23 protein-coding genes and 5 tRNA genes are annotated in these 25,968 nt (G+C 33.9%); 2 read left to right on the top strand and 26 right to left on the bottom strand.

Translation table 11 applies throughout. The annotated features are described in order from the left end of the window. Nucleotides 1-75: 75 nt before the first annotated feature. The 23 genes from rpoB to DK508_RS06520 form a co-directional block, all read right to left on the bottom strand. On the bottom strand, nucleotides 76-3,885 hold the full coding sequence (gene rpoB, locus DK508_RS06630; RefSeq protein ID WP_109299950.1) for a DNA-directed RNA polymerase subunit beta: 3,810 nt from the start codon (nucleotides 3,883-3,885) through the stop codon (nucleotides 76-78). Between the two features lie 131 nt (nucleotides 3,886-4,016). Next, entirely contained in the window at nucleotides 4,017-4,394 is a 378-nt protein-coding gene (gene rplL / locus DK508_RS06625) for a 50S ribosomal protein L7/L12 (RefSeq protein WP_109299949.1), read from the bottom strand. 71 nt (nucleotides 4,395-4,465) lie between these two features. Continuing rightward, the gene (gene rplJ / locus DK508_RS06620) at nucleotides 4,466-4,987 is read right to left on the bottom strand and encodes a 50S ribosomal protein L10 (RefSeq protein WP_109299948.1); all 522 of its coding nucleotides are present in this window, start codon (nucleotides 4,985-4,987) and stop codon (nucleotides 4,466-4,468) included. Between the two features lie 15 nt (nucleotides 4,988-5,002). Next, nucleotides 5,003-5,698, bottom strand: a complete 696-nt coding sequence (gene rplA / locus DK508_RS06615; RefSeq protein WP_109299947.1) for a 50S ribosomal protein L1 — start codon at nucleotides 5,696-5,698, stop codon at nucleotides 5,003-5,005. An 18-nt stretch (nucleotides 5,699-5,716) separates the two neighbouring features. After that, nucleotides 5,717-6,154, bottom strand: a complete 438-nt coding sequence (gene rplK, locus DK508_RS06610) for a 50S ribosomal protein L11 (RefSeq protein ID WP_109299946.1) — start codon at nucleotides 6,152-6,154, stop codon at nucleotides 5,717-5,719. A 75-nt stretch (nucleotides 6,155-6,229) separates the two neighbouring features. Further along, complete coding sequence (gene nusG, locus DK508_RS06605; RefSeq protein WP_109299945.1) at nucleotides 6,230-6,784, bottom strand: transcription termination/antitermination protein NusG; 555 nt, start codon at nucleotides 6,782-6,784, stop codon at nucleotides 6,230-6,232. Between the two features lie 9 nt (nucleotides 6,785-6,793). After that, the gene (secE, locus tag DK508_RS06600; RefSeq protein WP_109299944.1) at nucleotides 6,794-6,991 is read right to left on the bottom strand and encodes a preprotein translocase subunit SecE; all 198 of its coding nucleotides are present in this window, start codon (nucleotides 6,989-6,991) and stop codon (nucleotides 6,794-6,796) included. Nucleotides 6,992-7,097: 106 nt separating this feature from the next. Then, nucleotides 7,098-7,170, bottom strand: a tRNA-Trp gene (locus DK508_RS06595). Nucleotides 7,171-7,229: 59 nt separating this feature from the next. Further along, nucleotides 7,230-8,417 (bottom strand): elongation factor Tu, encoded by a 1,188-nt coding sequence (gene tuf, locus DK508_RS06590; protein WP_109299943.1) that lies wholly within the window; start codon nucleotides 8,415-8,417, stop codon nucleotides 7,230-7,232. 58 nt (nucleotides 8,418-8,475) lie between these two features. Next, nucleotides 8,476-8,547: transfer RNA gene (locus tag DK508_RS06585), tRNA-Thr, on the bottom strand. A gap of 234 nt (nucleotides 8,548-8,781) precedes the next feature. Next, nucleotides 8,782-8,854: transfer RNA gene (locus DK508_RS06580), tRNA-Gly, on the bottom strand. 62 nt (nucleotides 8,855-8,916) lie between these two features. Further along, a tRNA-Tyr gene (locus DK508_RS06575) sits at nucleotides 8,917-8,998 on the bottom strand. A gap of 126 nt (nucleotides 8,999-9,124) precedes the next feature. Beyond that, nucleotides 9,125-9,198, bottom strand: a tRNA-Thr gene (locus tag DK508_RS06570). Nucleotides 9,199-9,300: 102 nt separating this feature from the next. Beyond that, nucleotides 9,301-9,603 carry a ribosome hibernation-promoting factor, HPF/YfiA family gene (gene hpf / locus DK508_RS06565; RefSeq protein WP_109299942.1) on the bottom strand — a complete coding sequence of 101 codons (303 nt, stop codon included), beginning with the start codon at nucleotides 9,601-9,603 and terminating at the stop codon, nucleotides 9,301-9,303. A 67-nt stretch (nucleotides 9,604-9,670) separates the two neighbouring features. Next, nucleotides 9,671-10,561 carry a tyrosine-type recombinase/integrase gene (locus tag DK508_RS06560; RefSeq protein WP_109299941.1) on the bottom strand — a complete coding sequence of 297 codons (891 nt, stop codon included), beginning with the start codon at nucleotides 10,559-10,561 and terminating at the stop codon, nucleotides 9,671-9,673. A gap of 119 nt (nucleotides 10,562-10,680) precedes the next feature. Continuing rightward, the gene (gene rpsU, locus DK508_RS06555; protein ID WP_109299973.1) at nucleotides 10,681-10,875 is read right to left on the bottom strand and encodes a 30S ribosomal protein S21; all 195 of its coding nucleotides are present in this window, start codon (nucleotides 10,873-10,875) and stop codon (nucleotides 10,681-10,683) included. Nucleotides 10,876-11,081: 206 nt separating this feature from the next. Continuing rightward, nucleotides 11,082-12,461, bottom strand: a complete 1,380-nt coding sequence (locus DK508_RS06550) for an alpha-amylase (protein WP_109299940.1) — start codon at nucleotides 12,459-12,461, stop codon at nucleotides 11,082-11,084. 211 nt (nucleotides 12,462-12,672) lie between these two features. Continuing rightward, a complete protein-coding gene (locus tag DK508_RS06545; protein ID WP_109299939.1) occupies nucleotides 12,673-13,839 on the bottom strand; it encodes an acyl-CoA dehydrogenase family protein in 1,167 nt (388 codons plus the stop codon). 212 nt (nucleotides 13,840-14,051) lie between these two features. Continuing rightward, on the bottom strand, nucleotides 14,052-14,831 hold the full coding sequence (locus DK508_RS06540; RefSeq protein ID WP_160114582.1) for a helix-hairpin-helix domain-containing protein: 780 nt from the start codon (nucleotides 14,829-14,831) through the stop codon (nucleotides 14,052-14,054). A 103-nt stretch (nucleotides 14,832-14,934) separates the two neighbouring features. Continuing rightward, the gene (locus DK508_RS06535; protein WP_109299937.1) at nucleotides 14,935-16,536 is read right to left on the bottom strand and encodes a sodium:alanine symporter family protein; all 1,602 of its coding nucleotides are present in this window, start codon (nucleotides 16,534-16,536) and stop codon (nucleotides 14,935-14,937) included. Nucleotides 16,537-16,634: 98 nt separating this feature from the next. Next, nucleotides 16,635-17,651: a TrkA family potassium uptake protein gene (locus tag DK508_RS06530; RefSeq protein WP_109299936.1), complete on the bottom strand. Its 1,017-nt coding sequence runs from the start codon at nucleotides 17,649-17,651 to the stop codon at nucleotides 16,635-16,637. Then, on the bottom strand, nucleotides 17,648-17,869 hold the full coding sequence (locus DK508_RS06525; RefSeq protein WP_109299935.1) for a PspC family transcriptional regulator: 222 nt from the start codon (nucleotides 17,867-17,869) through the stop codon (nucleotides 17,648-17,650). The genes DK508_RS06530 and DK508_RS06525 overlap by 4 nt, the downstream gene beginning before the upstream one ends. A 17-nt stretch (nucleotides 17,870-17,886) precedes the next feature. Continuing rightward, nucleotides 17,887-19,179: a DUF2851 family protein gene (locus DK508_RS06520; RefSeq protein WP_109299934.1), complete on the bottom strand. Its 1,293-nt coding sequence runs from the start codon at nucleotides 19,177-19,179 to the stop codon at nucleotides 17,887-17,889. 187 nt (nucleotides 19,180-19,366) lie between these two features. Here DK508_RS06520 and DK508_RS06515 point away from each other — a divergent pair, with 187 nt between their 5' ends. Further along, nucleotides 19,367-20,215 (top strand): peroxiredoxin, encoded by an 849-nt coding sequence (locus DK508_RS06515; RefSeq protein WP_109299933.1) that lies wholly within the window; start codon nucleotides 19,367-19,369, stop codon nucleotides 20,213-20,215. Nucleotides 20,216-20,786: 571 nt separating this feature from the next. On the opposite strand, the gene DK508_RS06510 is transcribed toward DK508_RS06515, so the two are convergent. From DK508_RS06510 to DK508_RS06500, 3 genes are all read right to left on the bottom strand, one after another. Continuing rightward, a complete protein-coding gene (locus tag DK508_RS06510; RefSeq protein ID WP_109299932.1) occupies nucleotides 20,787-21,767 on the bottom strand; it encodes an AraC family transcriptional regulator in 981 nt (326 codons plus the stop codon). A 151-nt stretch (nucleotides 21,768-21,918) separates the two neighbouring features. Beyond that, the gene (locus tag DK508_RS06505; RefSeq protein ID WP_109299972.1) at nucleotides 21,919-23,280 is read right to left on the bottom strand and encodes a pyridoxal-phosphate dependent enzyme; all 1,362 of its coding nucleotides are present in this window, start codon (nucleotides 23,278-23,280) and stop codon (nucleotides 21,919-21,921) included. Nucleotides 23,281-23,388: 108 nt separating this feature from the next. Then, nucleotides 23,389-24,630: an FtsX-like permease family protein gene (locus DK508_RS06500; RefSeq protein WP_109299931.1), complete on the bottom strand. Its 1,242-nt coding sequence runs from the start codon at nucleotides 24,628-24,630 to the stop codon at nucleotides 23,389-23,391. A gap of 8 nt (nucleotides 24,631-24,638) precedes the next feature. Between DK508_RS06500 and DK508_RS06495 the strand changes: the two genes are divergently transcribed. Next, nucleotides 24,639-25,916: an exo-beta-N-acetylmuramidase NamZ domain-containing protein gene (locus DK508_RS06495; protein ID WP_109299930.1), complete on the top strand. Its 1,278-nt coding sequence runs from the start codon at nucleotides 24,639-24,641 to the stop codon at nucleotides 25,914-25,916. The last annotated feature ends 52 nt before the right edge of the window (nucleotides 25,917-25,968 follow it).

The raw sequence follows: 25,968 nt of genomic DNA, 5'->3' as shown, positions 1-25,968 counted from the left end.
AAAATTGAATAATAAACTGATAACAAACTGTCTCTCTTTGACAACGCTTAGAGTGACAGTTTGATTATTTTCTTATTATTCTTCTAATCTGATATCCAGACCCAGACCTTTTAATTCGTGCATTAAAACGTTAAAAGATTCTGGTAATCCTGGTTCTGGCATAGGCTCTCCCTTAACAATACTTTCGTATGTTTTCGCTCTACCTATAACATCATCAGATTTTACGGTCAATATCTCACGAAGCGTACTTGAAGCACCATAAGCTTCAAGTGCCCAAACTTCCATCTCTCCAAAACGCTGACCACCAAATTGTGCTTTACCACCAAGTGGTTGCTGAGTGATCAATGAATATGGACCAATAGAACGTGCGTGCATCTTATCATCAACCATGTGACCAAGTTTAAGCATATAAATAACTCCTACTGTAGCCGCTTGATCAAATCGATCTCCTGTTCCACCATCATAAAGGTATGTATGTCCAAATCTTGGAATTCCCGCTTCATCAGTAAATCCATTAATTTGTTCAAGAGAGGCACCATCAAAAATTGGAGTAGCAAATGTTCTATTCAACTTTTGTCCCGCCCATCCTAATACAGTTTCATAAATCTGACCGATGTTCATACGAGAAGGTACACCAAGAGGGTTCAATACGATATCCACCGGAGTTCCATCTTCTAAGAATGGCATATCTTCTTCTCTCACGATACGAGCAACGATACCTTTGTTACCGTGACGACCTGCCATTTTATCCCCTACTTTTAGTTTACGTTTTTTAGCAATGTAAACCTTAGCAAGTTTTATAATTCCTGAAGGTAATTCATCCCCTACAGAGATCGTAAATTTCTCTCTTCGAAGATTACCTTGTAAATCATTTTCTTTAATCTTATAGTTATGGATAAGATCAGCAACCATACTATTAAGATCGTCATCTGTAGTCCAAGTTCCTTTGGTAAGGTGAGCATAATCATCAACACTATTCAGCATTTTTTGAGTATACTTTTTACCTTTTGGAAGTATTTCTTCTCCAAGATCATTCATTACTCCTTGAGAAGTTTTACCTCCTACAATAGCAAATAACTTATCAACTAATTCTGACTTTAAAAGTTCGAATTTAGTATCGTATGATCTTTCTAAGATTTCGATATCTTCTTTATCCTGAGAACGTTTTCTTTTATCCTTAATAGCACGAGCGAATAATTTTTTATCAATTACTACACCATGTAATGAAGGAGAAGCTTTTAATGAAGCATCTTTAACATCACCAGCCTTATCACCAAAGATAGCTCTTAATAATTTTTCTTCAGGAGTTGGATCACTTTCACCTTTTGGAGTAATCTTACCAATAAGAATATCTCCAGGCTTAATCTCTGCACCTACTCTAATCATTCCATGCTCATCAAGATCTTTAGTAGCCTCTTCAGAAACATTAGGAATATCATTAGTTAACTCTTCGTTACCTAATTTGGTATCTCTAACTTCAAGTGAATACTCATCAATATGTATAGATGTAAAAATATCATCTCTAACTACTTTTTCAGAAATCACAATCGCATCCTCAAAGTTATACCCTTTCCAAGGCATAAAGGCTACTTTCATATTTCTACCAAGAGCAAGTTCTCCATTTTCGGTTGCATATCCTTGACATAATACTTGTCCTTTATTAACTCTATCCCCAACTCTTACAATTGGTTTAAGGTTAATACTTGTTCCTTGGTTTGTCTTACGGAACTTGATTAAGTTATATGTTTTAGAATCACCATCAAAGCTAACCATTCTCTGCTCATCGGTTCTATCATACTTAATAGTAATCTTTTGAGCATCAACATATTCTACAACTCCTGCTCCTTCAGCATTAATCAATACTCTAGAATCTGAAGCTACTTGACGTTCTAATCCAGTACCTACAATTGGAGCATCTACTCTCAATAAAGGAACTGCCTGGCGCATCATGTTTGATCCCATCAATGCACGGTTTGCATCATCATGCTCTAAGAAAGGAATTAAAGAAGCTGAAATAGAAGCAATCTGGTTAGGAGCAACATCTGCATAGTTAACATTTGTTGGCTCAATTACCGGGAAGTCACCTTCCATACGAGCAATTACCTTCTCTGATTCTATAGTTCCATCTTCTTTTAACGGAATATTAGCTTGAGCAATAAGTTTTTCTTCTTCTTCCTCTGCACTTAAATACTTAAACTCAGCAATATCTACTTTTCCATCTTCTACCTTACGATAAGGAGTTTCTAAGAATCCCATTGAATTTACTTTCGCAAATACTGCAAGAGAAGAGATCAAACCAATATTTGGTCCTTCAGGAGTTTCGATCGGACATAAACGACCATAATGTGTATAGTGAACATCACGAACCTCAAATCCCGCTCTTTCTCTAGATAAACCACCAGGTCCTAATGCCGATAGTCTACGCTTGTGCGTAATCTCTGCCAGTGGATTCGTTTGATCCATGAACTGAGACAACTGATTTGTTCCAAAAAATGAGTTAATTACAGAGGATAAGGTTTTTGCATTAATCAAATCGATTGGTGTAAATACCTCATTATCTCTTACATTCATACGTTCACGAATTGTACGTGCCATACGAGCAAGACCTACTCCAAATTGCTGAGACAATTGCTCTCCTACTGTTCTAACACGACGGTTAGAAAGGTGATCGATATCATCTATCTCTGCCTTAGAGTTAATCAACTCTATCAAATATTTGATAATGGTAATAATATCCTCTTTGGTAAGTACTTGCTTATCCATTTCGATATTAAGACCTAATTTCTTATTCATTCTGTAACGTCCAACCTCACCAAGGTTATAACGTTGATCAGAGAAGAATAATTTGTCAATAATTCCTCTTGCAGTCTCTTCATCAGGCGGTTCTGCATTACGTAATTGACGGTATATATGTTCTACCGCTTCTTTTTCAGAATTGGTAGGATCTTTTTGTAATGTATTGTGGATAATCGCATAGTCTCCTTTTTGATTGTCCTCTTTATGAAGTAAGATCGTCTTTGCTCCAGATTCTACAATCTCTTCAAGGTGATCCTTATCTAAGATTGTATCACGATCAAGAACAATTTCATTACGTTCTATAGATACTACTTCTCCAGTATCTTCATCCACGAAATCCTCATGCCATGTATTTAATACACGAGCAGCCAATTTACGACCTAATACTTTCTTTAGTCCAGATTTAGAAACTTTCACCTCTTCAGCAAGGTCAAAAATCTCTAAAATATCTTTATCTCGTTCAAAACCAATTGCACGGAAAAGCGTTGTTACTGGTAATTTTTTCTTTCTATCGATATACGCATACATAACGCTATTAATATCGGTAGCAAATTCTATCCAAGATCCTTTAAAAGGGATAACTCTTGCAGAATATAATTTTGTTCCATTTGCATGGAATGATTGTCCAAAGAATACCCCTGGAGAACGGTGTAACTGAGATACTACTACACGCTCTGCACCATTAATACAAAAAGTACCACTTGGTGTCATATAAGGGATAGTACCTAGATAAACATCTTGTACAATAGTCTCAAAATCTTCATGTTCTGGATCTGTACAGAACAATTTAAGACGTGCTTTTAAAGGCACACTGTACGTTAGACCTCTTTCTATACACTCCTGAAGATCATATCTTGGAGGGTCAACGAAATAATCTAAAAATTCTAGTACAAATTGATTACGTGTATCCGTAATCGGGAAGTTTTCCATGAAGGTATTATAAAGACCTTCGTTTCCTCTCTCTTCAGACTTTGTTTCTAATTGAAAGAAATCCTGAAAAGATTTGATCTGAATATCAAGAAAATCAGGATAATCAGGTCTATTCTTTACAGAAGAGAAATTCAATCTTTCAGTTTGCGTTGCTAACATCAATGGACGGAATTAAATTAAAATTTAAAAAAGGGTGTATATAAAAATACTTAATATTTATATACGCAAAATGGTTTAGACCTCAGAGAATACTCTCTGGGTCTAAACCTATGTGTTAATCTATGGTAAGCTTACTTAAGCTCAACCTCAGCTCCAGCCTCTTCTAATTGAGCTTTAAGAGCTTCAGCTTCATCTTTAGCTATTCCTTCTTTTACAGCTTTAGGAGCACCATCAACTAATTCTTTAGCATCTTTAAGACCTAAACCAGTTAATTCTTTAACAAGTTTTACAACTGCTAATTTAGAACCACCTGCAGCCTTAAGGATAACATCAAATTCTGATTGCTCTTCTGCAGCATCACCACCTCCAGCAGCAGCTCCACCAGCTACAGCAACTGCAGCAGCAGCAGGCTCGATACCATATTCTTCTTTTAATATATCAGCTAACTCATTAACTTCTTTTACTGTTAAGTTAACTAATTGTTCTGCGAAATCTTTTAAATCTGCCATTTTCTATCGTTTTAAATAGTTTTTTTTAATTGAAAATATAATTTGTTAAAAAGTGCGTACACTATTAATGATTATCCTTCTTTCTCGGATAACGTTTTAAGGATACCTGCAATAGTACCTCCACCTGATTTTAATGCCGAAATAACATTCTTAGCAGGCGACTGTAATAAGCCGATAATATCTCCGATAACTTCTTCCTTAGACTTGATATTTACAAGTGCATCTAGGTTCTCGTCACCAACAAATACTGCTTCTTCTATAAATGCTCCTTTTAATACAGGTTTCTCTGATTTCTTACGAAATTCTTTGATAACCTTTGCAGGTGCATTACCAGTTTCAGCAAACATTATTGAAGTATTACCTTTTAATGTTGTTGGTAATTCTCCAAAATCCTTATCAGAATTCTCCATTGCTTTAGCAAGTAGAGTATTCTTTACTACTTTTAATGATACATTAGCTTTAAAACAAGCTCTACGTAAATTTGAAGTTGTTCCTGCATCCAAACCTGAAATATCAGCTAAATAGATATTAGTGTTTTCAGCCAACTGAGCAGTTAAGTCTTCAATTACTAGTGATTTTTCTTCTCTTGTCATAATCGTTTATCTTAATTACCCAGCAAAGTTTTTAGTATCTATTTCTACTCCAGGACTCATTGTAGAAGATATATATATAGACTTAATATATACTCCTTTAGCCGTCTGAGGTTTTAACTTTACTAATGTTGTTAATAATTCTTTAGCATTTCCAGCTATTTTCTCTGCGTCAAAAGAAGATTTTCCAATTGCTGCATGTACGATACCTGTTTTATCAACCTTGAAGTCAATTTTACCTGCCTTAACATCTGAAACAGCTTTTGCTATATCCATAGTTACGGTTCCTGTCTTTGGATTAGGCATTAATCCACGAGGTCCTAATACTCTACCTAGAGGTCCTAATTTACCCATAACACTCGGCATGGTAATGATAACATCAACATCTGTCCACCCACCTTTGATCTTGTCAAGATATTCATCAAGACCAACAAAATCAGCACCAGCTTCTTTAGCTTCGGCTTCTTTATCTGGAGTTACTAATGCTAATACTTTAACATCTTTTCCTGTTCCGTGCGGTAATGTTACCACACCACGTACCATTTGATTAGCTTTACGTGGATCCACGTTCAAACGAACAGCAAGATCTACAGAAGCATCAAAATTAACGCTTGTTATTTCTTTTATTAAAGCAGAAGCTTCATCTACTGAATAAGATTTATTCTTATCAACTTTTGCCTGAGCTTCTTTTTGCTTTTTAGTTACTTTTGCCATTTTGTAAACGTTTTTTAATTAAAAAGGAGCTTGTCCTTTTACGGTTACACCCATTGAACGAGCAGTACCAGCGATCATTTTCATAGCTGATTCAACAGTAAATGCATTTAAATCTTGCATTTTATCCTCTGCTATTGCACGAACTTGATCCCAAGTAACACTTGCCACTTTTTTACGGTTAGGCTCTCCAGAACCTTTTTTCTGTTTTGCTGCTTCCAGTATCTGAACAGCTGCTGGTGGAGTTTTAATAACAAAATCAAAAGACTTGTCTTTATACACACTAATTACAACAGGTAAGACCTTACCTGCTTTGTCTTGTGTTCTACCATTGAATTGCTTACAGAATTCCATGATATTAACTCCGGCAGCACCTAGAGCAGGTCCAACTGGTGGTGATGGGTTTGCCGCACCGCCACGAACTTGAAGTTTTACAACTTTACTTAACTCTTTAGCCATTTTTCTAATTTTAAATTAGAACTGTTCTATAAGTGGAAGCAAAAGAACAATTCTGGATATATTATTGTAACAATATTATACTTTCTCAACTTGCATATAACTCAATTCTAATGGTGTCTTTCTACCAAAAATCTTTACCATTACCTCAAGCTTACGCTTCTCTTCATTTACTTTTTCAACTGTACCATTAAAACCGTTAAAAGGTCCATCAATCACCTTAACCGTTTCACCAACTGTATAAGGGATTGCAACATTATCAGTTTTAACAGCAAGTTCATCTACCTTACCAAGCATTCTATTAATCTCTGCTTTCCTAAGTGGCACAGGGTCTCCTCCTTTTACCTCCCCAAGAAAACCTATAACTCCGTTAATAGACTTAATTATATGTGGCACTTCTCCTGCAAGATTTGCTTCAATCATTACATATCCAGGAAAGTACACTCTTTCTTTATTTATTTTTTTTCCGTTACGAATCTGAATTACCTTTTCCGTAGGGACTAGAATCTGGGAAACATAATCCTCAAGACCCATATGAGCAATCTCACGCTCTATATAGTCTTTAACTTTATTTTCCTGACCACTTACCGCTCTTACAACGTACCATTTCTTTGAATTATCCACCTCGGCCATTTTGAAAATTTAAGATTTAACTAAAGTAAAATAATACTCTATCATATTACTAAACACAGTATCAATACCCCAAATAGCAAGAGAAAAAATAATTGAAAAAATAATCACAACCAATGTTAACCTTTGTGCCTCGGCCCAAGGGGTCCAAGTAACATGGTTTTTCAACTCATTGTATGATTCTGTAACATAATTTACTAATCCAGCCATCTTATTTTATTTTTTAAACGAATCTAAAAAAGGTTCACTTTTATTTCGTTATAAAATTTACTATCTAAACAATCAACACTCCTTAAAGAAGCACCAACAATTCTCGCACGGGTTGAGAGGCTCGAACTCCCGACACCTGGTTTTGGAGACCAGTGCTCTACCAACTGAGCTAAACCCGTATACATAAGTCAAGGTATTCACCTAAGCGAATACCTTTCTTATATATAATATAATTGTATTAGTCTAAAATTTCAGTAACCTGACCAGCACCTACTGTTCTACCACCCTCACGGATTGCAAAACGAAGACCAACATTCATTGCAATTGTTTGAATCAACTCAACAGTAATTGTTAAGTTATCTCCAGGCATAACCATCTCAACTCCATCAGGAAGCGCAATGTTTCCAGTTACATCAGTTGTACGAACGTAAAACTGAGGACGGTAGTTATTATGGAATGGAGTATGACGTCCACCTTCTTCTTTCTTAAGGATATACACCTCAGCTTTGAATTTTTTATGTGGAGTAACAGATCCTGGCTTAGTAATTACCATACCACGAGAAATCTGAGTTTTTTCAATACCTCTTAAAAGAATACCTGCATTATCTCCAGCCTCTCCTCTATCAAGGATCTGACGGAACATCTCGATACCCGTAATCGTAGAAGTCAATTTCTCAGCTCCCATACCGATGATCTCTACAGGATCTCCAGTGTTAGCAATACCAGTTTCGATACGTCCAGTTGCAACAGTACCACGACCAGTAATAGAAAATACATCTTCGATAGGCATTAAGAAATCTTTCTCAACATCACGCTTTGGCAATTCGATCCACTCATCTACTGCTTCCATCAACTTCATTACAGTATCAACCCACTTTTGCTCTCCGTTAAGTGCTCCAAGTGCAGAACCTGCAATTACAGGACCATTATCTCCATCATATTCGTAGAAAGAAAGAAGATCTCTTACTTCCATCTCAACCAACTCAAGTAGCTCCTCATCATCAACCATATCCACTTTATTCATGAATACAACAATTCTAGGAATACCAACCTGGCGACCTAAAAGGATGTGTTCACGTGTTTGTGGCATAGGACCATCTGTAGCAGCAACCACTAAGATCGCACCATCCATTTGTGCAGCACCTGTAACCATGTTCTTTACGTAATCGGCGTGACCAGGACAGTCAACGTGAGCGTAATGACGATTTTGGGTTTGGTACTCAACATGAGATGTATTAATAGTAATACCTCTTTCCTTTTCTTCAGGAGCATTATCGATTTGATCGAAATCTCTTGCTTCAGAAAGACCTGCATCAGCTAATACCTTAGTAATCGCAGCAGTTAAAGTCGTTTTACCGTGATCTACGTGTCCAATAGTACCAATATTTAAGTGCGGTTTGGAACGATCAAAAGTTTCCTTTGCCATAATTAATTTATTTAATCTTAGTTATATATTAGTGTTCAATTTATACTTCTGAACCTAGAGCCAATGACGAGATTTGAACTCGTGACCTCTTCCTTACCAAGGAAACGCTCTACCCCTGAGCTACACCGGCTTTTTAATGAGTATAATGACAAACCAGAGCGCTTTCATTGTTTTCAGAAAGAAATCCGATTAATCATCACATTTATGTTAAAAATCCAATCTTTAAAAAAGCATCAAGATTAGCTCTATTTTAAAATCAGAAATCCAACATACATTAAATTCCGATTCGCACAGGTTTTTTCAGCCTGTTCTTTTCAACAAAATCTCAGTTATTGAAAACCAACTTTTATTGAAAATTTTTTAGAGCGGGAGACCGGGTTCGAACCGGCGACATTCAGCTTGGAAGGCTGACGCTCTACCAACTGAGCTACTCCCGCTTTTTTAACTCAAAACAACCGATACACACCGATTATTCGTCATTAAAATTTTCAAAATTATGTGGGGAGAGCAGGATTCGAACCTGCGAAGACGTAGTCAGCAGATTTACAGTCTGCCCTCGTTGGCCGCTTGAGTATCTCCCCAATTAAATATTCAATATTTCAATATGAACTTCATGAATTTCAGAGCGCAAAAGTAATCAAATATTTTACAATTCAAAATTCATTCAAAAAAGCTTTCATTTTAATTTAAAATTTTCACTTTTTTTGAGCCGATGGAGGGACTCGAACCCACGACCTGCTGATTACAAATCAGCTGCTCTAGCCAGCTGAGCTACATCGGCTTTTCACTATGTTTTAGAACATAAAAAAGTCCGCTATTTCTAACGGACTGCAAATGTATAATAATTTATGTTTTAGACAAAACTATTTTTCAAAAAAAATAGTCAAGCATGTGCATTTAATTTTTCCTTTCGTTTTTTCAATTGTCTTTCTAACGAACTAACACACTCATCCACACCTTCTTCAAATGTTTTATTGATTTTTTTTATCATAAATTCTCCTCCCGGAATACTCAATAAAATTTCTGTAACTTTATTTTCTTTTCCACTTGTATTCATAACTTTCAAAAATACATCAGCATGTATTATTCGATTAAAATGAGTTTCGAGCTTATCCAATTTGTTTTGAGTAAAACTCACCAACTTTTGATCAACATTAAAATTTACGGATTGCAAGTTCACTTTCATAGGTGTTAGTTTAATTGGTTTAACAATATATTAAGCTTAAAAGAACGACAAACGACACATTTATCTTTTACTTTTTATTCCTTGGGTGGGATTGTTTATAAACTTTCGTTAGCTGCGCCACACTATGATGGGTATAAACCTGAGTTGCGGCTAAGCTAGAATGACCAAGTAATTCTTTTACAGCATTTAGATTAGCACCTTCATTAAGCAAATGAGTAGCAAATGAATGTCTCAGAATATGCGGACTCTTTTTTACCTTTGAAGAAGCCTTACTAAAATAGTTATTTATGATTCGATATACAAGTGTTTCGTAGATTTTAACTCCTTTTTTGGTTAGCAACAAAAAAGAAACCTCTTCATCCCTTATCAAATCCGATCTTAAGGTTAAGTACAATTGCATCGTTTCACAAACAGACGAAAGTAATGGCAAAAATCTCTCTTTATTTCTTTTTCCAAGCACTTTAATTTGTTTTGCTCTTATATCTATATCAGAAAACTTTAAATTCACTAATTCAATCCGTCTTATACCTGTTGCATAAAAAAGCTCTACAATCAAGCGGTTTCTAACACTTTCAAAATCGGTATTATCTGTTAAATCTTTTATAACATCTTCTATTTCTTGAGTCGAGAAAGGAATCTGAAGTTTTTTAGGAGCTTTCAAAGCCTGATGCTTGGCCAAAGGATTCTTTTCGACTTGCCCTAATTTAAGCAAGAACTTATAATAGGTCTTAAGCGAAGACACCTTCCTATTAATCGTTCGATTAGAGACATCCTGATCTACCAAATTAACAATCCAGGAACGTATTTGCGCGTAATTAGCCTTATCTATATCAGAAAGCTCATATTCTTGCTTATAAAACTCTAAAAAGGAAGATAGATCAGCTTTATATGCCGTTGCTGTATGAGTAGAGTATTTCTTCTCTAATAACAAATAATCGATAAACTCAGAAATAAGCATAAAAAAACCGTTAGAAAACAAAAATATAAAACTTTTGCTACCCTAACGGTTTTAATTTATACTGAAAAAACGAAGTCTCTCTTACATTTAGAAAGAACTATAGACAACGTTTCAACTTTTTAAATTTCTTCCTGGTCTCTTAAATGCTGGATATAAGCAGCTTTCTGAACCTGAGCTCTACGCTCTACAGAAGGTTTTGTAAATGCTTGACGTTTACGAAGCTGACGCATCGTTCCTGTTCTGTCGAATTTACGCTTAAAACGTTTTAACGCTCTATCTATATTTTCTCCGTCTTTTACTGGTATTATTAACATAGTTGCACCTCCTTTCATTAAAAATTAGGGTGCAAATATAATACAAAACTATTATCTACAAAGCTTTTTTTTAAGGAAGTTCATTAATTCGTGTTTTTTCTATGCAAACCTATGTTTTAACAACCACAAAAACGGCTTTTTATCTATTGTTTGGGGTTAATCCAATAGACAAAAAACCGTTAAAAAGCATCAGTAGTGTTTGATTCTTATTTTAAAGACCAAACCGTATACCCTTTTGGTGGTGCCTGAATTTTAACCCATTTACCACCTTGAGTAACTGGTTCCCAACCAGAATTACCCGTATAATCTTTTATTCTTCTATTAGACCAATTGGTTTGTATCCATCTTTCTTTCCAGGAATTAGAATTATTTATATATACAATTAAACCGTTTTTACCACCGCCGCCATTTCTTCTTGCAATGTATTCGTCATTATCTGTCCAAAGGTTAGAGGTATTCCCTCCCGCCAAATTATTATGAATCCAAATCAGGTTATTCATTTTTGATTTACTCAACCATTCTTCATAATCTCTATAAAAAATAGCCGGATACCCTTCATGAGTTAATATATAAGCATATGCTAATAACTTATTATTAATAATCTCATCAGTATCATGGTTAGCAACAAATGTAACTGCTCTGGATGCATTTCGTTTCCATAACATATCCCCACCTAATGCATTTAGATTGTTACCCATAAAAGCATCTCTCATTTTATAGTAACATCCAAAATCAAAAGCCGACATTTGAGCTTGATCAGTCCACCATTTAAGAGTATTTACATTTCCATCCCAATATTCTCCTACTCCAAACACACCTGTTGATTGACGAAATTCTCTAGCTACCCATGGCTCAAAACCTTTTACATAATCGAATCTATATCCATCAAATTTCATGGTATTCTTATAGTATTTCGCTACAGAATTATTTCTTTTCCATAACCAATCCTGTACATAACTCTTTTTATGACTTAAATCAGGGAAACCTCCAAAAATACCGCTATCAGAATTATATTTATCATTAGGATGGAAATCATATTTCGTTCTATTAAACTTCCCTGAGAGGGGATTAAATATTGTATACGTATCTTTTCCAGCAAACTCATTAGATTCTAAATCCCCACCACTATTGTGATTTATTACAATATCTGCTATAACATTGAGACCTTTATTGTGCGCAGTTGAAATTAAACTTTGTAATTCTGATTTAGATCCAAAACGAGTTTGAGTACTACCCATTTGATTAAATTCTCCAAAATCATAATAATCAAAAGGATCATATCCCATTGAAAAAGGTCCATTTTGAGCTTTACTCACAGGAGGTAACCAAATTGCATCTATACCCGCATTACTCCATCCGTTTACTTTATCTTTAATTACATCCCACCAGGTACCTCCCGCAGGAACATCCCAGTAAAACGCTTGCATCATTACACCCGACCCTATTGTTTTTAATGCTTTTGAAGAAATTTCTTCTTGAAGATCACTTGATTCAGACGGTAAAGTTTCTACTACTTCGTCCTTACTACAAGATGCCATGAAAAACGTTATAGCTAGAAAGCCATAAAAAAACTTAGTTATTTTCATAATTACTTAGTGTTTGTGTTAAATTTTAGTCAAATTAAGAATTTAACAAACAACGAAAACGTTTGAATCCGAACGCAAACGTTTTCGTGTTGATAAAATCAGAAGTTTTAACATAAAATACTAGTAAAAACGAATGATTGTGTTTATTCCGTACTTAAAGTACATCATAAACACAATCATTAAAATATTATAAAAAAAGCTTCAGAAAAGCCTATGTAGCTGGTTTATATTCTTTTTTATCTATAACCATTTTGGCAATTATTTCTCGTAAGATTTCTGAGGTACCTCCGCCGATGGGCCCTAATCTACTATCTCTAAACAATCTGGCCAAAGGATATTCTTCCATATAACCATATCCGCCTAATAATTGCAAACATTGATAAGCTACTTTATCAGCCATTTTTGTAGAAAGAAGTTTTGACATTGATGCTTCTTTAACCACATATTGTCCTTGATCTAATCTTTTTGCAATAGAATAATTAAATTCTTTACACATTTCCATTTCACTGGCCATATCAGCAACCGAATGTCTTAATGCCTGAAACTTATCTATTGTTCTTCCAAAGGCCTCTCTTTCAGACATGTATTTAATCACATAATCAATAGCATACTCTGCCCTGGCATGAGAATTAATTCCCATAATTAATCTCTCTAATGCAAAATGCTGCATAATGTAAGAGAACCCTTTATCCTCTTCTCCCATTAAGTTTTGGGCAGGAATTTTTACATTATCGAATGCTATTTCACCAGTGTCTGAGGCTCTCCAACCTAGTTTATCTAATTTAGTAGCAGAAACCCCAGGAGTATCTCTATCAATAACAAATATGCTTATCCCTTTATTCCCTAGTTCAGGACTCGTTTTTGCAGCTACGACTAAATAATCACTGTATACTCCGTTTGTAATAAAAGTTTTAGAACCATTAATAACATAATGATCTCCCTCCTTAACCGCGGTTGTTCTCATTCCCGCAACATCAGAACCTCCAAAAGGTTCTGTAATTGCCAAACAGCCTATCTTCTCTCCTGTAATACTTGGCCTTAAGTATTCTTCTTTAATCCTATGATCTCCTTCTTTATTAAGGTGTGTCATTGACAAATAAACATGTGCCCACATTGCAGCAGCAAATCCTCCCGAATTAATCTTTTGAAGTTCTTCTAAAAAAATCACGGTATAAAAGAGATCCAAACCAAGACCTCCATATTCTTCTGGGTACGCAATCCCAAAATAACCCATCTCTCCAAATTTCTCCCAGATAAACCGATCAATAATACCCGTTTCTTCCCATTTTTCAATATGAGGAACAACTTCTTTCTTTAAAAATTCTTTTAAACTTTCTCTAAACAACTCGTGCTCTTCTGTAAAATACATGCTATTCATCTATTCTTTACTATTTTGTTTTAAATGGCTAGAATGTATTTACCTCACATTTCTTACACTATATTGAAGAATTATATGATGGCTCATTACATACAAAAACCCATTGATGACTTAGTTAACATTTTACCGTGTAGTACCAACGAATCTCTTAAGAGAATTAACCTCTTAGAAAAACAAGATTCGTCAAAATTCACAGCAATTTTTTCCGATAATTAATTTAAAGTCAAATATAATGCTATTCTATCTATTTTTTCTAAAGAAAAACCATCGATTTTTCCTAATTCCTCAAAGCTAGAGATATGGCCGTTATCTTTAATAAAATCTCTAATCGCTAAGGCCATTTCAAAATCAAAATATGGCACTTCAATAAGTTCATTAGCTGAAGCCGTATTAATAGCAATTTTTTGATACGTATTTTCGGTCTTTACTGTATAAAGAGATACTATCTTTTTTCTTTGATTATCATATAATCCTTTAATATCCTTGAGTTGAGATTCCCCTACAAAACCCCCTATTTTATCTTTATAATTAATAATTCTTTCTGCAATAAAATCTGGAATATTAATCTGTTCTCTCAATTCTAGAGCAGTTACGGTATTTAAATCGCCTTTTTCTGCATAGGTTTTAACGGCGTATCTATTTTTTGAAGTTTTTCTTGTTTTGGAGGTAACCCAATCTGGAAACTTAAACAAAGGAGCAATTATCTGTAAAAGAGAATCTGAAACCATTGTTACTTGTTTAAAATCTGCAACCGAATTAATCCATTTATCCTTGTTTCTATATGCATAAAGTCGATCCAATTCTACTGCAGAAAGCCCAAGAATATAACCTTTATAATCATTAATAAAATTTGGATTAAAAGGTTTTAAAGTATTTATCGTTTTTTTTGAACTTGCTACTTTCTTGAGAGAGTCTATCTGTTTTTGAAACTCTACCAATTCAACAAGATTTTCTTTTTGCCCTATAACACTATCTGGATAGAAATAGTACACAAGAATGCTTATAAGCAGTAATATCGATAAAAGAAAAATCCCATTTCGAAAACGTGAATGTATCTCGAAATGGGATTTTAAATTATTCATATTGCTATACTCGTTATTTACTCGATGCTCTAATAGCATCAAAATATCTCACAAGTTGTTTTTTAACTACCGGGAACAAGAAAAATAATCCTACCATATTAGGGAATACCATAGCAAAAATCATAGCATCAGAGAATGCCCAAATAGATCCCATACTTGCCGCAGCACCAATTACTACAAAAGTTAGAAATAATAGTTTATATACTAAATCTGCTCTTTTACCTCTTCCAAAAAGATATTTCCAAGATTGTAATCCGTAATACGACCATGAAATCATAGTAGAAACCGCAAATAATACTACTGCTATAGTCAAGAAAATATTAGAATAAGGTATATATTCTGCAAAGGCTTGCGCTGTTATTCCAGCTCCTTCATAAGAGACTCCGTCGATTAAAACTGCACCACTTCCATCACCTCCATAAGCAAATGCACCACCAGAATTAAAAATAATAATTACCAATGCGGTCATTGTACAAATAACTACAGTATCAATAAAAGGCTCTAATAACGCCACTAATCCTTCTGAGGCAGAATATTTTGTTTTTACGGCTGAATGGGCAATTGATGCCGACCCTGCTCCAGCTTCATTAGAGAATGCAGCTCTTTTAAAACCAACCAATAATACTCCTATAAATCCACCTACTCCAATTGCTTTAGGGTTAAATGCTTCTGTTACGATTAGTCCAAGAGCATCATCAATAAATGAGAAGTGACTAAAAATGATATATAAACAAGCAAGGATATACATTACAGCCATAAAAGGCACCACTTTTTCTGTTACCGAAGCGATTCGTTTAATTCCTCCAATAATTATTATTCCTACTAGAATCGCAAGTATTATTCCTATCCAAAAACCAGCTCCTGTACTTTCAAAACCAAACATTTCTTTAAGAACAATAGTTGCCTGATTAGATTGAGCAGCATTACCACCACCAAAAGAACCACCGATACAGAATATTGCGAATATAACTGCTGTTATTTTTCCTAGTGTTTTAAAACCTTTTTCTTTAAGTCCTTTACTTAAATAATACATAGGACCTCCGTATACAGTACCATCTTCACCTACATCTCTATATTGAACACCAAGCGTACATTCAACAAATTTTGTTGACATCCCTAATAATCCACAAATAATCATCCAAAATGTTGCTCCTGGGCCTCCAAGAGCTATCGCCAATGCAACACCAGCTATATTTCCATTACCTACTGTTCCAGAAACTGCAGTAGCCAAAGCTTGAAAGTGTGATACTTCTCCTTCTTTAGATTCGTCTCTAATAGTATCTGGTATATCACCATCTACTGCAGCAGCAGGATCTCCTAAGCTGTGTCCTTCAACATCATCGTACTTTCCTCTTACCACATTAATAGCTTTCCCAAAGTATCTTACATTTGGAAACCCAAAATAAATAGTAAAAAACATAGCACTAAGTACTAGTAATATAATAACGAACGGCGCACCATCAAAAACCTCAAAAAAGATAACAGCCGAGAAAAAATCCGAAACTGGTTTAAAAGCTTCATCTATTTTTTGATCAAGTCCTTTTTCTGTAGTTTCTTGGGCAAATGTTAAAAAGGGAATAATAAGCGCGAAAATTGAAAGAAGAAATCTCTTCATGATATGTGAGTTAATTGAATTTAGTTATTAAGAAGCCAGCAAGATGCTAAAAAAAAAGGTTGCGTACAATTTTTAATGAGTTAAATGTTTAGTAATAGTTAAATATTAAACTGCTTATTAAGCTGGTTAATTTGCTCTGGACGGCCTAGCACTACTATCTTAGAACCAGGTCTTAAGCATGTATCTGCCTCGGGGTTTACAATATAATCTCCTTCTGGCGATTTATAACCAATAATAGTACACCCAGTCCTGGATCTCATATCTATTGTAAGAATTGTTCTTTCCTTTTCGTCATCAAACATATCTTCAAAAGAAATCTCTTCGATATTTATTGATCGTTTTCCAATTATAGAAAGGTTGTCTAAGAACTCTATAAGATCTGGTACTACAACAAGAGATGCCATATGATCTCCACCTATACGATCTGGCATAATTACATTATCTGCTCCTGCCAATCTAATTTTCTTGTATGATGTGTCTTGAGATGCTCTACTAATTATTTTAAGTCTTTTATTAATTTGGCGTGCAGAAAGAACTATGAATAGGTTATCAGCATCCTCTGGCAACGTGCAGATCAAACAATCTGCATTCTTTATACCAGCTTCTATCAAAACCTCATCCTCTGTAGCATTGCCTTTTAAAAAAAGTAATTCTTCACTTTGATATCTTTCTATGAGCGCAGCATCTTTTTCAATAATAATAAATGGCTTGTTGTACGCCAGTAATTTGGCAGCAGCTTGTTTACCATTACGCCCATAACCGATAATAATGATATGATTTTGTAACTGAAGTATCATTTTTTGTGTTTTTCGATATTGAACTTTTTTTGGATCATTCTTACTCACGATATATTCTGTAATCACAGATACAGAGTATGCAAATATGGCTACACTTGTAGATATTAAAAATACGGTAAATAATTTGGCATTATCATCTAAGGGCTGAACTTCTCCAAAGCCTACTGTAGACATGGTGATAACAGTCATATATAGCGCATCAACCCATGTGTAGTTTGAAAAATATCTAAAACCTATTACTCCTATAGCTATTACAAAAAGTAATAAAACTAATGCTATGTATATTCTTGGCCTGCCCCAATTCTGAATCTTTATCATAAGTCAAATACAGAAGTTCGTTTAGTATATACCAAATCTTTTAATTTGAGCCAAAATGCCATATTTAGATATAATACGAACCCAAGACCAGCTGTTGCAAAAGTTAGATAAATAAAGAACAAACGAACATTTTTTGCCCTCATTCCCAATCTATCAGCTAGTCTAGAGGATACATAAAATCCATTTCGTTCTAAAAAGTGTCTTAGATTATATAGCATACCGCAAAATAATTATATTATCTCACACTTCTATCCTGATTCAATAAATAATTACCTATGCCACACTGCAAACACGATTTTTGATCACAATAAGAATTTTTAAGTTGTATCATTGCTTGAGACTGCATAGCGTTTTCTATTTTTACATTTGAAGCTGAAAATCGTTCAATTATACTATTTTTTTCTTTCGGGATTTTTGATATTAGTTGTAATACTTCATCTTCGGCATTTTTACCCATTTCTCTAGCCACCATAAATCGAATAGGTATAATTGTATTTATCAAAATGAGATCTATAAAAGATTTGGTTATTCGTTTTTTCCTTACTGTAGATTCTTTTTTGAACGTATAATGGTTTTTCCAGAAACTACTTACCTCTATTTCAAAAAGATCATAAAACCCCTCGATGGTATTGATATGAATTATTTTATCAAATAAGTTTATATGAGTGTTATATAGACTTGCTAATTGTGCAAGTCGTATTGTTGGGAAATTATATGGCCTTAACCTAAAAAACTGAACAGGCAGCACCCCTGTATTATCTAAGAGAAATTTATTTTTTAAAAAACGATATTCTTCTTGTAGTTGATTCTCATATTTCGATTCAGGTTTTTCACTTAATAACCCTGTTTGTCCAAAAAATAAAGCCTCTAACTTGTTAAGGTCATAACTACATTTTCGAATTATAGAAAAATCTATACGTTCCGCCAAATGTAAAAAAGCTTCTCCATTGGTTTTTAAACCAAAATTTTTAGTCAATAACCTAAATAGAACAGCTTCCCAATTATTGGCTGAGTTCTTTAATAACTGAGAAATTAATTTAGATTTCTGCTCCAATCGCTCAATATATAATCGTTCTTGCCAATTGGAAAGTGTAAAACTAGAAACAGCCGGCAAATTATTTTCGCAAGGTATCCATTTTTGCTTGTCGGCGCTAAAAAGTTCTTGATACTTGATTAACAATTGCTTAGACACATAATCCTTTAATTGCAAAGTAGGAATGGTGGTATTATCCTTTCTGAATACTTCAATATCTTCTTCCCATACCACATGAAGAATTACGTTATCATATGCCCGGTCAACCTCATGATGATGAATATACCAATCACTTGATTTTATATGAATTTCGACATTTCCAGCCCATTTTTGATTTTGAATTATCATTTGTGAATTAAAAAAATCAGGACCAGAATTACCCGTATTATGTATGCCAGTTTTCTGAAGAATAATTTTGTCTTGGGTTGTTGTTCTTAAATTGGAAAAGTCAAACTTTTTATATTTCCATATGTACTGGAGTAGATCCTCTTTCATCCTAATATCTATTTGTTATGCTTTAGCTTAATCCTGGTTACAGGTTACATTTGCTATTAAACATTTCGGGTAGGATGAAAACACCGGTAATAGCTAGTTAAAAATATTTGATGAAAATAATAAATTTTATCTTAACCTTGTAAGTCATCACGTATAACTTTGACTACAATAAAAACTAACATATCATATGAAAAACGTATTTAAATCGATTTTTATATCCATTTTCCCGGTCATAGCCCTCTATTTTGTGATAGATAGTGTAATTCACCTTATTAATCATGGCGTATCATATCGTTATATCGGGAGGTTAATAATTGCCATTACGATAGTTTCATTTTTCGGTTTGCTTTTTCTAAAACCAATTGCCCGAACCGATGCTAATTTAAAAGCATATACATTGCCTATTGGTATTGGATTTATACTTAGTTTAATTTTTGGAGGAATTATTGAAAATGATGTAAACGGCTCTCTTCCAAGTATTGGTTTGTTTTTGGGATGGGTTTTGTATATAAAATGGTATTCTAAGTTCGAAGACAGAAAATCTAACAAACACTTGGCTATTGGTAAATCATTACCAGAATTTACTCTTGAAGATTCAGAGAAAAATAAAGTGAGTACTTCAAAATTTATAGGCAATCCATCTATATTCTTGTTCTATCGAGGAAATTGGTGTCCTTTATGTATGGCTCAAATCAAAGAAATAGCATCTCAATACAAAGAATTAGAACAAAGAAAAGTAAGTATGATTTTTATAAGCCCGCAACCTCATGGTCATACCAAATCGCTAGCAAAAAAATTTGATCTTAATTTTAATTTTTTGGTTGATCATGATAATAAAGTAGCAAAACAATTAGACATTTTTTCTAAAAATGGATTACCTATGGGTTTTCAAACCTTAGGCTATGATAGCGATACCGTTTTACCGACTGTGATTATTACTGACGCTACAGGGAAAATTATTTTTACTGATCTTACCAATAATTATAGAGTTCGACCAGAACCAGAAGAATTTCTTAAGATTCTAGACGCCAATTAAACCTTTCTTTTCTAAAGTAAGTTACTTAAACTCTTCTACAACTTAAACCATTTTAAAAACTTTCACTCTAGTAATGACGTTACTGGTTATTTCTTACTCATACCAGAACTACAAATTAGTAAACGTCAAATACCACTGAAGCAATGCCACAAAGTGTAATTTTAAAAATTCAAAAATCGAATCAAAAACCCTATGCTTTTGAGTCATTTTTCATCTACAAAAGGAATACTGAACCTATTTTTGTAAAGTTTTCATCTCTGATTCATAGGCAAAAAGCAAGTTTTTAGTCAAAAAAGCGGATGTTTACCATAGTAAAAATGCGTAAAAAACCTATTTTTTTCTTAAAATCTCGTTAAATTCCTATAGAAATGTACTATTGGTAAGAATTTATGTATTAATGGAAAACCCTGCAACAAATTCATTTCTTTACTTTGTTATTAGAATTAAGGGGGAAAATTAATTCAAAAAACGACATTAAAGATTACAAAACCCTAAGCTAAGTTGAGTTTGTGTTAGGTTATAGATGGTTGCCATTTTTTGGTGACCATCTTTATTTTAAACCTATTTGCACTTACAGAACAATATCCGGGTAGATATCAAACTTATTGAAAAAAGCTTTCCTAAATTTTGAAGAGTTTGAGTAATTAAGACTATCCATTACTTCTTTAATAGATAACCCTTCGCTAAAAATCATATTATAAGAGCTTTCCAGTTTTTTGTTATTAAAAAACTCTAATGGTGTTTGATTATGAATCTCTTTAAACATATTAAAGAAATTTGTGCGGCTCATATGTGCCATGGTAGATAACTGATCAACACCAATAAAAGGCTCGTGTAAATTACGTTTTAAATAGTTACTTACTTTATAAATACTTCCTACCTGATTACTATTGATATTAAAGGGATTGCTTTCGGTTTCCCATTTCAAAACGTCTTTCCAAAAAGTTTCTAATAATCGAATACCTCTTGCTATAAAGTATAGATAATTTTCTACTTTGTGTGTACGTGGTTGTACAATTTGGTCAAAAAGATTTGATTGTTTATAAGAGAGATAGAATTTATGAATGTATTGATGAGAATATCGAATATAGCTATCCATCTTTTCTGCCATATCGTTACTTTTCATAAAATAAGGCTTCGTATACGAGCTTTTAAGTACAATCATAGTAGATCTCACCTCTGCTCCTTTGGTAATAAAAACTTGCTCTCCTTGTTGAGCATCCATACATCTCATATTACCTGGAGTATAACTATCTGAGTATCTACTAATAATTTGGTCTTTCTCTATTTGATGATCTAGTGCATACTTCCTGAAATGAAGAATAATATCTTTCTCGTTTATTGGCCTTCTTATATATTCAATATCTGCGTTAGCTTTATAATTGTTCACCAATAAAAAAACTTCGGGAGATATTTTATAGTAAGACAAATATCCATCTGCTATTTCTGACGGAAAATAAATTCGGTCAGATACGCTATCCGGGTCGAGTTGTCCCCTAAAGTAATTCCTTAGTTTATCTATATCAGAAAAATCAAATATATATTTGTGCATATCCCCTTATTTTACACTTATCTTTATTCTTATAGATTAACCTTACGCATTAAAGTTGCGTGAGATCTCTTGCCAAATAAAAATATAAACAACCCCTTTACCAGCAAATAACGCTAATAGAGGGGTTAAATTATATATTAAATATAATGATTTATTTTATATGACTAATAACGTCATATTTTGTGATAATGTGATGTTTCCCGTTGTCCAATTCAACCAGAACTGCGGGATTGCCATTCTTTATAAGTTTAGAGATATCATCAAGTGATGTTTTAGAATTCACGATAGGAAAAGGATCTTTCATTACCTCTTTTATGGGAGTACTATCCATATTTTTATCTTCCATAAAAGCCTTAAACAAAGCGCTTTCATCTACAGAACCTACAAAACCTTCTGTATCCATTACTGGGATCTGCGAAATCTGAAATTTCCGCATTCGTTCAATTGCATGCGAAACCAACTCTTCGGTTTTAACTGTCACCAAAGGTTTATCTGCGTGATCTTTTATTAAATCAACAGCAGTAGATACTTCTTCTTCAAGAAATCCGCGCTCTCGCATCCAGTCATCATTAAACATTTTACCTACATATCTACTACCATGATCATGATACAAAACAACTACCACATCATCTTTTGTAAATTGTTCTTTTAATTGCAATAATCCTTTTATAGCAGCTCCAGCACTATTACCCAAAAACATACCTTCTTCTTTAGCCAGTTTTTGAGTGTATACAGCAGCATCTTTATCTGTAACCTTGGTAAATCCATCAATTACAGAAAAGTCTACATTTTTAGGAAGAATATCTTCGCCTATTCCTTCGGTGATGTACGAATAGATTTCATTTTCATCAAAAATACCCGTTTCATGATATTTTTTAAAAACTGATCCATAGGTATCCACTCCCCATATTTTGATATTCGGATTTTTTTCTTTTAAGTATTTCCCTACACCCGAAATGGTTCCTCCAGTACCTACACCAACTATAAAGTGCGTGATCTTCCCTTCGGTTTGTTTCCAAATTTCAGGGCCTGTACTCTCGTAATGTGCTACGGCATTAGAGGGATTATCATATTGATTAACATACCAAGAATTTGGCGTTTCTTCTGCTAATCGTTTAGAAACCGAATAATATGATCTTGGATCATCAGGCTCAACATTAGTAGGACAAACCATTACCTTAGCTCCCACTGCGCGTAGAATATCCATTTTTTCTTTAGACTGTTTATCTGCCATTACGCAGATTAACTTATATCCTTTTATAATAGCAACAAGTGCTAATCCCATCCCAGTATTACCAGATGTACCTTCAATAATAGTACCTCCTGGTTGTAATCGTCCATCGGCCTCTGCATCTTCAATCATCTTTAAAGCCATACGATCTTTAACCGAATTCCCTGGATTAAATGTCTCATACTTAGCCAATACCAAAGCATCAACATCTTTTACTAATGCATTCATCTTTACCAAGGGTGTGTTCCCAATGGTTTCTAATATATTTTTTGCGTATTCCACACCAATAATGTTTAAGGTTCCCAATCAAGGGTATTTTGTGCGGCAAAGATACGATCTAGAACATCGATTACAATGCACTCGTATAAACTTTTTACGTAATGCTAAAACTTACTCAAACCTAATAGATTTTGTAGGTGAAATTTTAGACACTATATATGATGGAATTAACAACATGATCATACAAAGAATCATGGTTCCTACATTAAGTAATACAACATACCCTATATCGATATATACAGGGGCTGTACTTACATAATACGTTTCGGGATTTAGGCCAACAACTCCATATTTTTGTTGAATAAACAACAATCCTATTCCTATAAGATTACCCCAAAACAAACCTACCAAAATTAGATATCCCGCATTGTATAAGAATATCTTTCTGATACTCCAATCTGTAGTTCCTAATGCTTTTAGTATACCGATCATAGGAGTTTTTTCTAAAATCAGTACCAACAAAGCCGTAATCATATTGATCCCTGCTACCAAAATAATAATACCTATAATCCCAATAATATTAAGATCAAAGAGTTTAAGCCACTCAAAAATTGTGGCATATTTTAATGTTATAGTTTGGCTATCCAGGGTTGATGGTACATTCTCATAAATTTGCTGCCCTTTCTCGTTTATTTTATCAAAATCTTCAATAAAGACTTCAAAATTTCCAACCTCATCGGCTTTCCATTTATTCATTCGTTGCACATGCCGTATATCTGCAAAAAGATAAGTCTCGTCAAACTCTTGAAATCCTGAATTATATATACCTACTATTTTAAAAGCTCGAATATAAGGTTGCGAATTAGACGAAGAATTCTTTTTAAGAAAATACGTAATCGCCTTATCTCCTATTTTTAGTCCAAGACGATTAGCAAAATGAGAAGACAACAAAATTTCTTCATTTAATTTATCTTCAAAATTAGGAATACGACCTTCTATTATGTACTCTTTGAAATAATCCCAATTATAATCTTTTCCTATTCCTTTTACGACGACTCCATCAAAATCGGTTTCGGTACGTATTAATCCTATTTTTGTAGCAACTCCTTGTAAATGCAGAATACCATCTACATCTTCAAACTCTGGATAAAAGTCCTGATTGGTCGTTATAGGAATCAACGACTCTACACTACTATTGTTATCAAAACTAGAAATTAGGACATGACCATTAAAAGCCGCAACTTTTTCACGTATTTTGCGTTGTAGACCTATACCAGTAGCAACAGTGATAAGCATCATGATCATACCAATGGCAATTGCCGAAATAGCAATTTTTGTGATAGGAGTCAAAATGCTACTTTTATGTTCCTTACCTTTGATAAGGCGTTTAGCGATAAAATACTCGAAATTCAAGCTTTACTATGATTTTTATTAGAAATGCATTCAAAAATACATTTTTATTCCTTTCTCTGATTTTTATTTCATGTATAAGTGGAATAAAAACAACTTCTGGGGCTTCTTTAGATATAAAAAAACCAATATCAGAGCAATATATTGTTCAAGATACTACAAAAACTAAAGTTGATGTAATTACTGGAGCCAATCAGACATTGGTCTATATTCCTATGTTGGAAAATAAAAATGTTGCCATTGTAGGCAATCAAACTACAGTGATTTTTAAAGACAATGTTACCAAACAAAATTATGTGCATTTGGTAGATTCGTTACTTTCAAAAAATATTAAAATTCAAAAAGTTTTTGCCCCTGAGCATGGTTTTAGAGGTAAAGCTGATGCAGGAGAATTAGTTGCCAACGGTAAAGATATTAAAACGGGGTTACCAATTTTTTCTCTTTATGGTAAGGACAAAAAACCGTCAAAAGAAGAATTGGCTGGTATAGACATTGTAGTTTTTGACATACAAGATGTTGGAGTTCGGTTTTACACATACATCTCGACATTGCATTACGTAATGCAAGCTTGCGCCGAAAACAATATCCCAATGCTTATTCTCGACAGACCCAACCCAAATGCACATTATATCGATGGTCCTACTATGGAACCTGAGCACACAAGTTTTTTGGGAATACACCCCATACCTCTAGTTCATGGTATGACTATTGGCGAATATGCCAAAATGGTAAATGGTGAAGGTTGGCTTGGTGATGATTTAAAATGTGAAATCACCATTGTCCCAATTAAAAATTATACCCACAATACCTTTTATAGTTTACCCATACGCCCCTCTCCAAACTTACCCAATGACATAGCTATTAATTTATATCCTAGTCTTGGTTTTTTTGAAGGGACAACAATAAATGCCGGACGAGGAACAGAAACACAATTTCAGATCTATGGTTCTCCTGATCTCTCTATAGATAAGTACGACTTTGCGTATATTCCTAAACCAAATTTTGGAGCAAAATATCCCAAACACCGTGGTGAAGTTTGTTATGGGAACAATCTTGAAAAAACAAAACGATTAAGTGCTATAAACCTATGGTGGCTAGTTAATGCTTATAAAAACTCAAACAATAAAGAAAAGTTTTTTAATACCAAATCTTTTACTTCGCATGCCGGAACAAAAAAACTACAACAACAAATTGAAGAAGGTGTAAGTGTTACCGAAATCAAGAAATCTTGGAGTAATGATTTAAAGGCATATAAAGAAAAAAGAAAAAAATATCTAATCTATAAATAGAAAAAATCTGTTACAAAACCCCAGTTTTCAGGGAATTCTAAATGAATAAGAA

The sequence above is a fragment of the Aquimarina sp. AU474 genome, from assembly GCF_900312815.1.
GTDB lineage: Bacteria > Bacteroidota > Bacteroidia > Flavobacteriales > Flavobacteriaceae > Aquimarina.
The sequence above is the reverse complement of the archived record's forward strand: the minus strand, read 5'-3'. Positions and strand labels throughout refer to the sequence as shown.